At 64.8% G+C, this 12,301-nt stretch carries 12 protein-coding genes; 7 read left to right on the forward strand and 5 right to left on the reverse strand.

Annotated features, from left to right (window positions below; all coding sequences use genetic code 11):
* Positions 1–161: 161 nt before the first annotated feature.
* Together WN72_RS06945 and WN72_RS06950 are read left to right on the forward strand one after the other, a co-directional pair.
* Positions 162–479 (forward strand): BA14K family protein, encoded by a 318-nt coding sequence (locus tag WN72_RS06945; RefSeq protein WP_027561051.1) that lies wholly within the window; start codon positions 162–164, stop codon positions 477–479.
* 304 nt (positions 480–783) lie between these two features.
* Positions 784–1,905, forward strand: a complete 1,122-nt coding sequence (locus WN72_RS06950) for an AI-2E family transporter (protein WP_167380882.1) — start codon at positions 784–786, stop codon at positions 1,903–1,905.
* Positions 1,906–2,124: 219 nt separating this feature from the next.
* Here the strand turns inward: WN72_RS06950 and WN72_RS06955 are convergent, their stop codons facing one another.
* Positions 2,125–3,615, reverse strand: a complete 1,491-nt coding sequence (locus tag WN72_RS06955) for a hypothetical protein (RefSeq protein WP_092216859.1) — start codon at positions 3,613–3,615, stop codon at positions 2,125–2,127.
* A gap of 292 nt (positions 3,616–3,907) precedes the next feature.
* Between WN72_RS06955 and WN72_RS06960 the strand changes: the two genes are divergently transcribed.
* Entirely contained in the window at positions 3,908–4,072 is a 165-nt protein-coding gene (locus WN72_RS06960; RefSeq protein WP_027561048.1) for a Flp family type IVb pilin, read from the forward strand.
* A gap of 265 nt (positions 4,073–4,337) precedes the next feature.
* Here the strand turns inward: WN72_RS06960 and WN72_RS06965 are convergent, their stop codons facing one another.
* Positions 4,338–5,822 carry a hypothetical protein gene (locus WN72_RS06965; protein ID WP_092216858.1) on the reverse strand — a complete coding sequence of 495 codons (1,485 nt, stop codon included), beginning with the start codon at positions 5,820–5,822 and terminating at the stop codon, positions 4,338–4,340.
* Positions 5,823–6,125: 303 nt separating this feature from the next.
* Here WN72_RS06965 and WN72_RS06970 point away from each other — a divergent pair, with 303 nt between their 5' ends.
* Positions 6,126–6,806 carry a TetR/AcrR family transcriptional regulator gene (locus tag WN72_RS06970; protein WP_092216880.1) on the forward strand — a complete coding sequence of 227 codons (681 nt, stop codon included), beginning with the start codon at positions 6,126–6,128 and terminating at the stop codon, positions 6,804–6,806.
* A gap of 152 nt (positions 6,807–6,958) precedes the next feature.
* Here the strand turns inward: WN72_RS06970 and pyk are convergent, their stop codons facing one another.
* Both pyk and WN72_RS06980 read right to left on the reverse strand, forming a co-directional pair.
* Positions 6,959–8,395 carry a pyruvate kinase gene (gene pyk / locus WN72_RS06975; RefSeq protein WP_027561045.1) on the reverse strand — a complete coding sequence of 479 codons (1,437 nt, stop codon included), beginning with the start codon at positions 8,393–8,395 and terminating at the stop codon, positions 6,959–6,961.
* Positions 8,392–8,985: a DUF1036 domain-containing protein gene (locus tag WN72_RS06980; protein ID WP_092216857.1), complete on the reverse strand. Its 594-nt coding sequence runs from the start codon at positions 8,983–8,985 to the stop codon at positions 8,392–8,394. Before WN72_RS06980 ends, pyk begins: the two co-directional genes overlap by 4 nt.
* Positions 8,986–9,161: 176 nt before the next feature.
* On the opposite strand from WN72_RS06980, the gene WN72_RS06985 reads away from it, so the two are divergent.
* From WN72_RS06985 to WN72_RS06995, 3 genes are all read left to right on the forward strand, one after another.
* Complete coding sequence (locus tag WN72_RS06985) at positions 9,162–9,467, forward strand: DUF1244 domain-containing protein (protein ID WP_027561043.1); 306 nt, start codon at positions 9,162–9,164, stop codon at positions 9,465–9,467.
* 193 nt (positions 9,468–9,660) lie between these two features.
* Entirely contained in the window at positions 9,661–9,933 is a 273-nt protein-coding gene (locus WN72_RS06990; RefSeq protein ID WP_018641571.1) for a DUF2312 domain-containing protein, read from the forward strand.
* 103 nt (positions 9,934–10,036) lie between these two features.
* Complete coding sequence (locus WN72_RS06995; RefSeq protein ID WP_092216856.1) at positions 10,037–10,462, forward strand: DUF1801 domain-containing protein; 426 nt, start codon at positions 10,037–10,039, stop codon at positions 10,460–10,462.
* A gap of 50 nt (positions 10,463–10,512) precedes the next feature.
* Here WN72_RS06995 and WN72_RS07000 read toward each other — a convergent pair whose 3' ends face one another.
* Positions 10,513–12,153, reverse strand: a complete 1,641-nt coding sequence (locus WN72_RS07000; RefSeq protein ID WP_092216855.1) for a peptidoglycan L,D-endopeptidase MepK — start codon at positions 12,151–12,153, stop codon at positions 10,513–10,515.
* Between the last annotated feature and the right edge of the window lie 148 nt (positions 12,154–12,301).

Here is a 12,301-nt window from a genome sequence, read left to right on the forward strand (position 1 = left end):
GCTTGCCGCGTTGCATAAGCAAACGACTCTTTCTGTGTTTGAACGGTCAGATCACGCCCGGTGGCGAATCTGGAGCCCGGCGAGCTTGTCCTACACATCATCTCGATCCACTTCCCATCGCGCCGGCCGCACGCTGCACCGGTCAATGATGGAGATCGACGATGACTGGACTGAAAATCCTCGCTGCCGTGGCTGTGCTGTCGGCCCTGACTGCAACCACCGCCTATGCGCAATCCGGTTTTGCGAGCAGTCATCCGGATACGTACGAAGCGGAGAACCCCAATCGCAACCTGAACGGCACGCTGACGCCGGCGGGCCGGCGCGGCCTCGAATTGCCGGACGGCGCGGCAGGCGTGGGCAACGTCCTGGCGCGCGCTGACGGCGCTATGTCGCGTTCGTGCGCCGCGCGCTTCCGCTCGTTCGATCCGGCGACGGGCACCTATCTCGGTTTCGACGGCAACCGCCATCCCTGCAGGTAACAGGACTCGCGGCGAAGGTGCTTTTCCTCCCCCTTGCGGGGAGGGCTACCGCATATGGCCCAACAGCTTGGGGCACTGAAGCTTCCACAGCGTCATGGCCGGGCTTGTCCCGGCCGCAGCGATGTGCCGGGAGTAGCCGCAGCTCCGGTTTTGGTAGGGGGCATCAAAGTCTATTCTTGGTCGCTTGATCTAGATCAATGGAGAAGCGGAATCGCGAGACTTTCTGCTCGGTACCCGCTGCTGGATGGGTCGTGCGGCAATCACCGACGACACACCGCGATGCGCCAGAATCCGGGGAGAGAGCATGAGCATGCAGCCCGGTAGAACTGCCGAAACCGCACGCCACCTGCACTACGTTCTTCGCGTGGGAGGCCCGGAGCCACGGACGCCGATGCTCGATTCGGTGGAGAGCTGGAACTGGGCGGTACGGATTTCGGTCGTCGGGCTGTTCGTCCTCGCTCTGGCCGGCATCGCCTACAGCATGGCGAGCGTAGTTGTGCCGGTGCTGTTGGCGTGGGTGATTGCCATGGTGCTGCTGCCTGTGGTCGACGGCCTCGAGCGACGAGGTTTGTCGCGTCCGCTCACATCGACTGTCCTGGTGTTCCTCCTGATCGCGAGCATGGTGGTGATAGTCGGGGTCCTGACCGTTCCGCTGACCTACTGGGTCGGGCGGACGAGTGAACTTGGTGTGCTCCTCAAGGAACGCCTGCAGACCTTGGGAAATCCGCTCGCGTTCTTCGAGGAGATCGGCAACGCGCTCTCGCAAGTGACCGGCGAGGACCAGAGCGCGAGCGCCGTCAACCTGTCCTCTCCCAATATTGTAACTGCCATCCTCTCCGTCCTGACGCCTCTGGTCAGTCAAGCCCTGATCTTTGTCGTCGCGCTGGTCTTCCACCTGATTTACCAGCGCGATATTCAGAGTGGGATGCTACTGCTGTTCCAGAATCACAGTGCGCGCCAAACAGCAACGGACATTCTCAAGGATATTCAGGTCAACACGTCGATCTATTTCGGCACGTTGACTGTCGTGAACATCTGTCTCGGGATTGCCGCCACGGTGCTGACCTGGCTTGTGGGGCTGCCACATCCGTTCCTGTGGGGCATGCTTGCGGCGGTACTGAACTTCATACCCTATCTGGGTCCCGCGACCATCATCGCGACGCTGTTCGTTGTCGGTCTCATTGCGTTTTCCGCGCTCAGTCATGCAGTCATCGCGCCGATCGCCTATCTCGGCATCACAGTACTGGAGGGGCAAGTCATCACGCCGACCCTCATCGGTCATCGGCTCACGATCAATCCATTCCTCGTTTTCCTCTCCATCGCTTGCTGGACCTGGATGTGGGGACCGGTTGGCGCGTTCCTGGGCGTGCCCATTCTCTTGTGCGCGATGGTGGCGTTGCGTCGGCTGTCATCGACAGGCAGTTAGAGCTCTGCCTTACACACGACTGCTGCGGATGGCCAAGCGATCTGATGCTGCGCGCAGTTGCTGCTCCCTCCCAAATCTTGCTAGCGATCTGACGCGTTTCCCGCGCCGAAGGGGCCAATGTGGGGGCAAACGGAGACGGTCGGCTTGCCAGCGAGAGTCTGCTGCTCACCCGGAAGCTGACACCACGCTTTTGCGCGTTCGCGTCCTAAAGCCCCGTCTTCATTTCGGCAGCTCCGCCGCAGCCCCGTCTGCCTTCTCCCGCACATGGACCACAGCGATGTCGTCGTGATAGACCCGCTTCCAGCCCTTGAGCTGGTCGAGGATCTCCGGGCCCGGCGCATCGGCGACCAGGATCGTCGCGTCGATCTTGGCCTCGTCGAGCAGGCGCGGCAGCAGCGCGGGCTTCTTGCCTTCGGTTGCCTTGAAGAAGTCCATGACGAATTTCTCGCCATAGAGCTCGGCGCGCCCGTCGACATAGACGGGGATGTCGCGCGAGATCAGGTAGCCGCCGAACTGATAGGCGTTGAAGACGCGCTTGGCCCCAAGCTTCTCGAGCAGGTCGGCCGCCGCGACCGGCGTCTGCGTCATCGTGAAGGTGAAGCGGTGGTGGCTCATGTAGAGCGCGGTCGTGGTCCAGCTCGCGGCCACTATCATCAGCGCGCCTGCTGCGGTGACATAACGGGCTGGCCCGCGGTCGGCGCCGGCGGCATCGGCGGGCGGGCGCGAGAACATCTCGCCGAGCGGCTTTGCCAGCACCAGCGGCACCAGGAAGGCGAATGCCTCGATGCTCCTGACATGGGTCAGCGCGCTCCAGGTCAGGAACAGGATCAGGAAGATCCGGGGCGCCGAGAGCACGATGCCGCGGTAATAGCCGAGCGCGATCAGGCCGAGCAGGGCGCCCTCGAACGCGGTGAAAGTAGCAAAGTTCGCCGGCATCCATTCGAAGATCAGCGTCAGCAGCTCGCCGAGGCTGAGGATGTTGGTCGCGCCCATCAGCGTGCGCCAGCCATAGGGCGTGCAGCAGCTTGCGATCAGCGCGGCGATGCCGAACAGCACCCAGTGCATGAACAGCGAAAGCCGTTTTCCTTTCTCGGCATGCTCGACCGCTTCGAGCGAGATCGGGCCGATCAGCGCGAGGCCCAGCACGAAGCCGCCATGCAGATTGGCCCACAGCGCCATCAGCGGCAGCCAGGTCCAGGACGGTGCGCTCCTGCGGTCGGCCGCCGACATCAACAGGCCGACCCACGCCACCATGACCGGCAGCGCCAGGATATGCGGCCGCGCCAGCACGTGATGGATCGACAGCATCAGCGCCAGCATCGCGAACAGGACCGCGCGCGGCGCGGCGATCTGCGCATCGAGCAGGTAGACGAACACGGCGACCGTGAGCGCCATCCCGATCGCGGTCAGCATCACCGGTCCGGCCCAGTCCCATTGCGCATAGGAGAAGGCGAACAGGACCTGCGACAGCCACGACGTCGAGATCCACGGCGCACCGGTCCGCGTGAAGGAATAGAGATCGGTGTACGGCACAGCGCCGTGATCGAGGATCCATTGCCCGATCTTGATCTGCCAGAACGAGTCGGAGTCCTGAAGCAGCGTGTCGCCAACATAGAGGAAGAACAGATAGGCGCCGGCACCGGCGCACAGCGGCACCAGGGCGCGCGCGCGGCTCTGCACCGCGATGCTGTTGGCGAAGGAAAGGGACATGCCGCCTCGTCGTCCTGCTTGTTCTTGTTGGAGCGGGCGGCATTGGACCATGGCCGGTCATAACTTGGGGTAAATCCGTGAGGCGGCCTTCGCCGCAAATGCCGGCAATTTAACCGATTGTTTTCAATTCCCCTTTACCATCGGCCAATACGCGCAAACCGCTCCGTGTTTACGCAGCCAAGTTAACTGCGACGCAAGTCTTTGCCTCTACGTTTGGTTCCATGGTCGGGCGGCGCTGGGAAGCCGGGAAGACCAGATCAGTTGTAGCCTCGTGTACTCTTTGGAGCAGTCTATGAAGAACCTCGTTTCGCGTTTCGTGAAGGACGAATCCGGCGCCACCGCGATTGAATACGGCCTGATCGCCGCTGGCATCGCGCTGGCGATCATCACCGTCATCAACAATCTCGGCAGCACGCTGAACACCAAGTTCGGCTCGATCTCGTCCAGCCTGAAGTAAGTTTGGTCGATTTGAGAATTTGAGAGCCCCGTCGCCGACGGGGCTCTTTCCTTTTGTGCGGCAGAGTCAGCCGAGGCAGTCGGCCTGCATGGTTCGCCCGGCGATGCCCGCCTTCGCGGGTTGCTCACGAGGCCCTGATATCTTTGCACAACGTGACCTCATCCTGGGGGCTCGCCGCAGGCGGCGTCTCGAAGGATGGCGGCAGGCAAGCTTTCCTTGGTAGGCATGTCCAAGGGGACGCGAGAGCTCGCGGCGATGTCTCGATTCACCGCGCCCCGGAAGGAAGCTGCGCCGCTACATCGTCGCGGACGTGAACCACGGCGACATCATCTGTATAGATCCGCTTCCAGCCCGACAAATGGTCCATGATTTGCGCGGCGGGAGTGGTGGTGTTCAGCAGCGTCGCGTCAATCCGGTAGGTCTCGAGCAGACGCACCAGGGTCTCGACGTTCTTGCCTTCGATGGCATCGTAGTAATCGAGCACAAACTGCTCTCCATACAGCTCGGCGCGGCCATCAATGAAGGTCTTGATGTTGCGGGTGATCAGATAGCCGCCGATCGGAGCGGTGCTGAAGATCCGTCGCGCGTGCCGCTGTTCAAGCAGGTCGACTGCAGCCGCCGGAGTCAGATTGCGGAGAAAGGCATACCGGTCGGGTGTGGCGTAGGAGCGTGTGATGCTCCAGCCGGCGGCGACGATCGCGAGCGCCGCCATTGCCGTCATTGCGAGAGAGTACCGCGCTTCTTGCGCGGCAGCTCTCGTCAATCCCAATTGTTCGGCGATCGGCTTCGCAACCACGAGCGGAGTCAACAGCGCAAAGACCTCGATGTTTCTGACGTGGGAGAGTGCGGCCCAGGTCAGGCCGAGCAGCAGGAGAATACGGGTCCACGGCAGCACCAATCCGCTGCAATAGCCGAGGGCGATCAAACCGAGCAGGGCGGCTCCAAACAGATTGAACGAGCTGAAGTCGGCCGGCATCCACTCTGGGATCACCGTGAGCAGCTTGCCAAGGCTGAGGATCTTCGTGGCTCCGAGCAGCGTCTCCCAGCCATACGGTGTGCAGCAACTCGCGGCAAGCGCGGCCAGTCCGAACAAGGCCCAGCGCGCTGCCAGTGCAAATCGGTCCTTGCGATCGGCGGCTGCGATCGCATCGAGGCCAATGGGGCCGATCAGCACCAGTCCCATGACGAAGCCGCCGTGAAGATTGGCCCACAATGCCATCAAAGGCAGCAACAGCCAGGCGGGTGCGGCACGCCGATCGGCGGCTGCCAGCAGCCCGCCGACAAAGGCCAGCATGACAGGCAAGGCCAGCATGTGTGGCCGCGCAAGAAAGTGGCCTAGTGCCATCGCGAGGAGCGGGATGAGGAGCAGAAAGGCGCGCGCGGGTGCCAGATAGGGCTCGAGCAGGTAGACGAAAATCGCCGCAGTCGCACCGATCGCAAGCGAGGTCAGGATAACTGCGCCCGACCAGTTCGAGGGCTCGTAAGCAAGCGCGAACAGGATTTGCGACAGCCAGGAACTCGAGATCCAGGCTTCGCCGGCCCGGGTGAACGAATAAATGTCATTGTAGGGCAGCGCGCGGTGTTCGAGGATCCACTGCCCGACCGCGATCTGCCACGGCGTATCGGGGTCGCGCAGCATGATGTCGCCCATGCCCAGAAAGAACACGTAGACAATGGTGCCGATGCAGAGCGGCATGAGCCATCGCGCAACGCCGCGGGCGGGAACGCTGCTTGTCATCGAAATCGACATTTGACTCTCGGGCTGAACGGCCACTCACGGACGCGTCGGCATTTCAGCACGGTCGCTTTTAAGTTGCGGTAAACTGGATTGGTTAGCCGCGTCGGCGCGATGCAAGGATGCGTTTACGACTTGCTGGTGTGCAGTGCGGAGCTGCATGGCGCCTCCGTCCGTCCCGCGTGACGCTCCACGCATTTGCATCTTGTCATCCACTCTGAATAGTTGTTCAGTCCTTGCGGGGCGATTTGCATCTTTGCAGTGACGAAGCGTTCGGTCGCAGGGCGTGCGGCCGGCGTGTGGGACAGGAAGCGCGCCATGGTTTATCGGCGGACGCATCAAGTGGTTAAGCGCCTGGCGGCCCGGCGCAGTGCGATACTGGCGGCAGCGCGCGAGGCGGCGGCGGAAGGCGGCATGGCGGCGGTGCAGATCGCGCCGGTCGCGGTCCGGGCCAATGTCGCGGCCGGGACGGTCTACCGCTACTTCCCCTCCAAGGCCGAGCTGATCTCCGAACTGATCGGCGAGGTATCGCGGGACGAGCTTGCGGCGATTCGCCGGGCCGCCGACGCGGCGCCGGGTCCGTCCTCGGCGCTGGCTGCCGCCGTCACCACCGTGGCGGTCCACACCCTGTCACAGCGCCGCCTGGCCTGGGGCATCCTGGCCGAGCCGGTCGATGTCGATGTCAGCGCGTCACGTCTGGCCAGCCGGCGTGAGATCGCGGGCGAGATTGCCGCCCGGATCGATGCTGCAGTGCGCGCAGGCCATCTGCCGGCGCAGGATACCGCGCTCGCCGCAACCGCCCTGCTCGGCGCGCTGCATGAGGCCCTGGTCGGGCCGCTCGCGCCCGACAATCTCGAAGATCCCGTGAAGATGCGCGATGCGGTGCAGACCGTGACGCTGCTGGCGCTGCGCGCGGTCGGCGTCATGGACGCCCGCGCCCGGGGTCTGGTGGTGCAGCAGACGCTGCTGCCGACGACCAAGGCGCTGGTCGGGGCCTAAATATCCTCATGCGATCGGGGCTCGGACCTGATCGCGCTCAGGTCATTGCCTGCGTGCGGCTTTTCGCAAAACCGCAGCAAAATAGCCGACCAAAGCCGGCTACTGTGCATGGGGTTGTTTTCGACGTTTTTGTTTTGGTCGCCTTTGCGGAGCTAGATATTCGCGTCCCCCTCGGGGCCGACCGAGGCGATGCGCACCATGTTGGTGGTGCCGGGGATGCCGAGCGGCACGCCGGCAACGATGATGACGCGCTGGCCGGCGCGGACGAAGCCGTCGCGGAATGCGATCTGGCCTGCACGGCTGACCATGTCGTCCTGGTCGCGTGCGTCCTCCGCCACCACGCAATGCACGCCCCAGACGACCGCCAGCCGTCGGCCGGCGGTGATGTTGGGCGTGATCGCCACGATCGGCGGCTTCGGCCGCTCGCGCGCCACGCGCACCGCGGTCGAGCCTGAGCTGGTCCAGCAGATCAGGGCGGGCAGGTCGAGCGTCTCGGCGATCTGCCGCGCGGCATCGGCAATGGCATCGCCGGCGGTGGATTCGGGGGAGGGGCGCTGGGCGGCGACCACGGAGCGATAGGTCGGGTCGCGCTCGACCTCCTCGCCGATGCGGTTCATGGTCGAGACCGCCTCGACCGGGAATTTGCCGGCGGCCGATTCGGCCGACAGCATGATGGCGTCGGCGCCCTCATAGACGGCGGTGGCGACGTCGGAGACTTCGGCGCGGGTCGGCACCGGCGACTGGATCATCGATTCCAGCATCTGGGTCGCGATCACCACCGGCTTGCCGGCGCGGCGCGCCATCCGTGTCATCTGCTTCTGCAGGCTCGGCACGCGCTCGAGCGGCAATTCGACGCCGAGGTCACCGCGCGCCACCATCAGCGCGTCGGAGGCCTCGATGATGTCGGCGAGGCGGTCGATCGCCTGCGGCTTCTCGATCTTGGCCATGACCGCGGCACGGCCGCGGATCATCTTCTTGGCCTCGATCACGTCGTCGGCGCGCTGCACGAAGGACAGCGCGATCCAGTCGACGCCGGTGACCAAAGCGGCTTCGAGGTCGGCCTTGTCCTTCGACGTCATCGCCGAGACCGGCAGGTCGGTGTCGGGCAGGCTGACGCCCTTGCGGTCGGACATCTTGCCGCCGACCACGACGCGCGTCACCGCGTGCTCCTTCGAGGTCTCCTCCGCGATCAGCCGCACCTTGCCGTCGTCGAGCAGCAGCGCATGGCCGGGCCGCAGTGCCGCCAGGATCTCGGGGTGGGGGAGGTTGACGCGCGTTGCATCGCCCGGCGTCTTGTCGGAATCGAGCGTGAAGGTCTGGCCGTTCTGGAGTTGCACCGCGCCTTCGGCGAACGCGCCGAGCCGGAGCTTGGGGCCCTGGAGGTCGACCAGGATGCCGATCGGCCGGCCATAGCTGCTCTCGACGTTGCGGATCGTCGCCACCAGCTCGCGCATCTTGTCATGCGGGGTGTGGCTCATGTTGATGCGGAAGATGTCGGCGCCAGCCTCGAACAGGCGGCGGATCATCGCGAGGTCCGACGAGGCAGGTCCGAGGGTCGCGAGAATCTTGATACGGCGAAGACGCCTCATGGCTTATTTCCAGATGGGGGCGAGGGAGCTGGCGGGAGGCCAGGCGCGGCGGGGGGCGTACCACCGGGCGGACTATTGGGCAAACCCGGCACCCCGCCCGGGCCGACCGGGCCCGGCAGGCCGGGCACGCGCTGCTGTGACGGCTGCTCGTTGGCGTCGGTGAGCTGCACGGTCCAGGCCCGCTGCTCGCCGGTATCGACCTCGAAATAGCCGGTCCGGTCATAGCCGCGCGCGAGGCAATCCTCGGTGCCGCGGATGGTGAATTCCTTGTCCCGCGAGCACATGAAGGCCCGGCCCGACCATTCGCCGCCGCGGTCATAGTCGATGGCGTAGATGTAATAGTAGCGGGCGACCAGCGTGCCCCGCAGCAGGGTCTCGCAGGAGCGGGAGGAGATGTTCCACCAGCCCTCGGTGGTCCAGCCCTCGGCGTCCTTGTAGCCGAGCGCAATGCCGACCCGGCTCGAGGTGTTGTTGCAGAGGCGGAAATCGGCGGCGGCCGGGCTTGCCGAAAGACACAGCAGCGCAACCGCCAGCACCGGGACCAACCGGGCGAGCAGGCGGAGGGAGGAGCGGGAAGATTCGGCGATCATTGTCGCGGAACGTATACCAGATGATTGACGATTTGGCGTAGGGCCGGGGGAGGGGGAACCGCCCGTCAGGCCGCGGGGCTCGTGTGAGCCGCGATATGGCAAAATCTGTGACAGGACCCAACTGATCCCGTAAGGGTGACCCGATCAGGGGTCAGAGCCAATTCAGGGATCCAGCCATGGCAATCGACGACAAAACCAGAACGGAGCTCGAGGCGGCCGCTTTCCGCCGCTTGGTCGATCATCTGCGTGAGCGGACCGACGTCCAGAACATCGACCTGATGAATCTGGCCGGCTTCTGCCGCAACTGCCTGTCCAACTGGCTCAAGGACGCCGCCGACGCCCAAGGCGTGAGCTTAAGCAAGGACGAGAGCCGAGAGGCCGTCTACGGCATGCCCTACGAGACCTGGAAGTCGAAGTACCAGGGCACGGCCACGCCCGAGCAGATCGAGGCGATGAAGAAGGTCCATCCGCACGGGCACTGAGTAATTTCGTTCCGTCATTCCGGGGCGATGCAAAGCATCGAACCCGGAATCTCGACGTCATCTCCTGTGGGCGCGCTGTGGACGAACGCGATGCTTGCTTGAACGCAGGGGGTGCGAACCCTAAGGGTTTTGCCAGCACGCGCGGTGGATGCCGGCGTCACTTCGTTTTGCCAGTTCCATTGGGAGTACCAAGATGGCCACCTCCGCCGCCGTTCGCGACGACGAGCCCGCGACGAAATTTGCCAAGGATCAGCTCAAATCCATCATCGAGCGCATCGAGCGGCTGGAGGAAGAGAAGAAGGCGATCTCCGACGACATCCGCGACGTCTATGCCGAGAGCAAGGGGAACGGCTACGACGTCAAGGCACTGCGCACCATCGTGCGCCTGCGCAAGCAGGACCCGAACGAGCGCGCTGAGGCCGAGACGATTCTCGAGACCTACATGCAGGCGCTGGGCATGCTCTGAGGCGTTAGCGCCTCGAGCACCCTGGAGGGAGCCGGGATTGCGCTCGGCTCCCTCCGGGCTACAAATTGCGCGTGTTGCACTTCGTCTGTGAACGGAGACCGCCGTGCCTGCGCCGCCGCTGCCGCGCGAGGTGAACCGTGCCCTCGGCGCCCTTCCGGCGCCGATCGGCAAGCGGCTGCTGCAAGTGCGCGAACTGATCTTCGCGACGGCCGCAGCGCATGACGACGTCGGCCGCCTCACCGAAACGCTGAAGTGGGGCGAGCCCGCTTACCTGACCGATGAGAGCGGCAGCGGCTCGACGATCCGGCTTGGCCGCCTCAAGGATTCCGAGCACGCGGCCGTCCTGTTCAACTGCAAGACGACGCTGGTCGACACGTTCCGCGAGCGCTTTCCGGATCAGTTCGAATATCGGCAGAGCCGGGCGCTGCTGTTGCCGGTCGCCGGCAAGCTGCCGAAGCAGGAGCTATCGGTCTGCCTGTCGCTGGCGCTGACCTATCATCTGGATCGGCGGCGGAAGAAGGCGCGATAGAAGTCGTTCCATCCGGGCTACGAAACCGAGCTCTTGGAAATAGTCGCGCCTCAGCGCAGCGCGGCCGTGCGCACGACGAACGACGTCGTCTCGAGCTTCGCCGTGGCGCTGCCCGTAAAGCTGTCGAAGGACAGGCCCTGCATCGGATCGTCGACAAAGCCCATCACGATCACGGTCTGCGGCTTGACGAAATAGCTGCGCATCGCGGCCATATCGAGCTCGCCCATCAGCGTCACCGACATCGCGCGGCTGGCGCTCGGCGACAGCATCACGATCTTGAGCCAGATGCTCTCGCCCTTGGCCGCGGAGAGCCGAGTCGCGGTGGCGACCAGGCCATCGATGCTCTTGCCGACCACGCTGTTGATTTCGGTGGCGGGCGCGGCGTTGCGCGAGGCGGGACGGGTGGAGCGCGGGACCGGCGCCGAGGCGGCAACGACGTTGGCGCGGTCGACCGGGGAGGCCGCCGGCGCGTAGGCCAGGGCCTGAAGCGTTGCGTTGGAGACGCTCGCGGTTGCCTGCGGCTCGGTCGCGGCCGCAAGCGCCTGGCGGGCCTTCAGCGCCGCGACTTGCGCCGGCGTCGCCTGCTGCGGCGCAGCCGGGACGTCATCCCAGAAGCCGCGGGCATTGATGATATCGGCCGGGGTCTCGGGCTTGGCGTCGGCAGATTTGCCGGCCGCGGGCTTCTCAGCCACCGGCGCGGGCTTCGGCTTGGGCGGCGCAACCAGCTGCGCATCGGCCGAAGCGAGCTGCAGGGCGGCTGCGACCTGCGGCTTGGCGCGCGGCGTCGGCACCGGATCGGCGGGCTTTGCGTCAGAAGGCTTGGCTGCGGCGGCGACCACGGTCGGCCCCACGGGCTTGGCGGCCGGGGGTGCACCCTCGTCGTCCTCGTCGCTGCTCGTGGCGGCAGGCGCCGATTTGCTCTTGAACAGCGCGGCAAAGAAGTTCGGCTTGCTGCCGGCATCATCGCCGCTGCCGCGGCGCTCGATCTCGGCCTTGGCGAACTCATAGCCCTTCAGCGGCACACCGTCGGTCGGCAGATGCACCGTCTTTCCGTCGGGGAAGACGCGGGCGAGCTGGTCATGCGTCATGCGCGGCCAGTGCCGGATGCTGCCAGTGTCCAGATGCACGAAGGGCGAGCCGGAGGTCGGATAGAAGCCGACGCCGCCGCGCTGCAGGCGCAGGCCGGCGAAGCGGATCTGCTCCAGCGGCACGCCGGGGATGTAGAAGTCCATCGCATGCCCCAGCATGTGCTGGCTGAAGCGCGCCACGCCGGAGGAGCGGCGGCGGAGCATGGCGTTAGTGGCGGGGGAGCGGTAGGAGGAGATGATCTGGATCGGCTGCTTGCCGTCGACGTCGCGATAGACTTCCCAGAGGATGTCGAAGAGGTGACGGTCCATGACCGTCTCGTCCTGGGTGCGCCAGTCGCGCAGGAAATGGTTGAGCGTCTTCAGCGCCGCTTCGTCGTAGCGGCCGTCGCGCTTGAAGGTGACGGTCAGATCTTCGCCGGAATGGGTGTGGTGGAACGAAAGCGTCTTGGTCTCGTTCAGCGCGGTGGCGTTATGGACCGAGCCTGCGGCGGCAAGCAGCAGCACGGCAGCGAGGCCGATCCGGGATCCGGCCTTCACTCCCGCATGGGATAACGACAGCACAACGAATTGGCGTGCGAGACCAGTCAGCACGTATGAGCCCACCCAGTCGACGAGCGTTCAAAATGGACTCTCCCGCCAACCCCGTTAGCGCGCGAAAGAGGATGAACGCTTTCTTAAAGCGAGAAGGTTAATTCGACGTTGACCTTCCCGCCCCCAAACCAAGTCAGAATACAAACCTAAACGGTTGACT

This window comes from Bradyrhizobium arachidis (assembly GCF_015291705.1).
Taxonomy (GTDB): Bacteria; Pseudomonadota; Alphaproteobacteria; order Rhizobiales; family Xanthobacteraceae; genus Bradyrhizobium; species Bradyrhizobium arachidis.

What these genes read in the sequence shown, in the direction of transcription:
- WN72_RS06945 (WP_027561051.1), top strand. Translation starts at nt 162, where the DNA reads ATGACTGGACTGAAAATCCTCGCTGCCGTGGCTGTGCTGTCGGCCCTG.
- WN72_RS06950 (WP_167380882.1), top strand. Translation starts at nt 784, where the DNA reads ATGAGCATGCAGCCCGGTAGAACTGCCGAAACCGCACGCCACCTGCAC.
- WN72_RS06955 (WP_092216859.1), bottom strand. Translation starts at nt 3,615, where the DNA reads ATGTCCCTTTCCTTCGCCAACAGCATCGCGGTGCAGAGCCGCGCGCGC.
- WN72_RS06960 (WP_027561048.1), top strand. Translation starts at nt 3,908, where the DNA reads ATGAAGAACCTCGTTTCGCGTTTCGTGAAGGACGAATCCGGCGCCACC.
- WN72_RS06965 (WP_092216858.1), bottom strand. Translation starts at nt 5,822, where the DNA reads ATGTCGATTTCGATGACAAGCAGCGTTCCCGCCCGCGGCGTTGCGCGA.
- WN72_RS06970 (WP_092216880.1), top strand. Translation starts at nt 6,126, where the DNA reads ATGGTTTATCGGCGGACGCATCAAGTGGTTAAGCGCCTGGCGGCCCGG.
- pyk (WP_027561045.1), bottom strand. Translation starts at nt 8,395, where the DNA reads ATGAGGCGTCTTCGCCGTATCAAGATTCTCGCGACCCTCGGACCTGCC.
- WN72_RS06980 (WP_092216857.1), bottom strand. Translation starts at nt 8,985, where the DNA reads ATGATCGCCGAATCTTCCCGCTCCTCCCTCCGCCTGCTCGCCCGGTTG.
- WN72_RS06985 (WP_027561043.1), top strand. Translation starts at nt 9,162, where the DNA reads ATGGCAATCGACGACAAAACCAGAACGGAGCTCGAGGCGGCCGCTTTC.
- WN72_RS06990 (WP_018641571.1), top strand. Translation starts at nt 9,661, where the DNA reads ATGGCCACCTCCGCCGCCGTTCGCGACGACGAGCCCGCGACGAAATTT.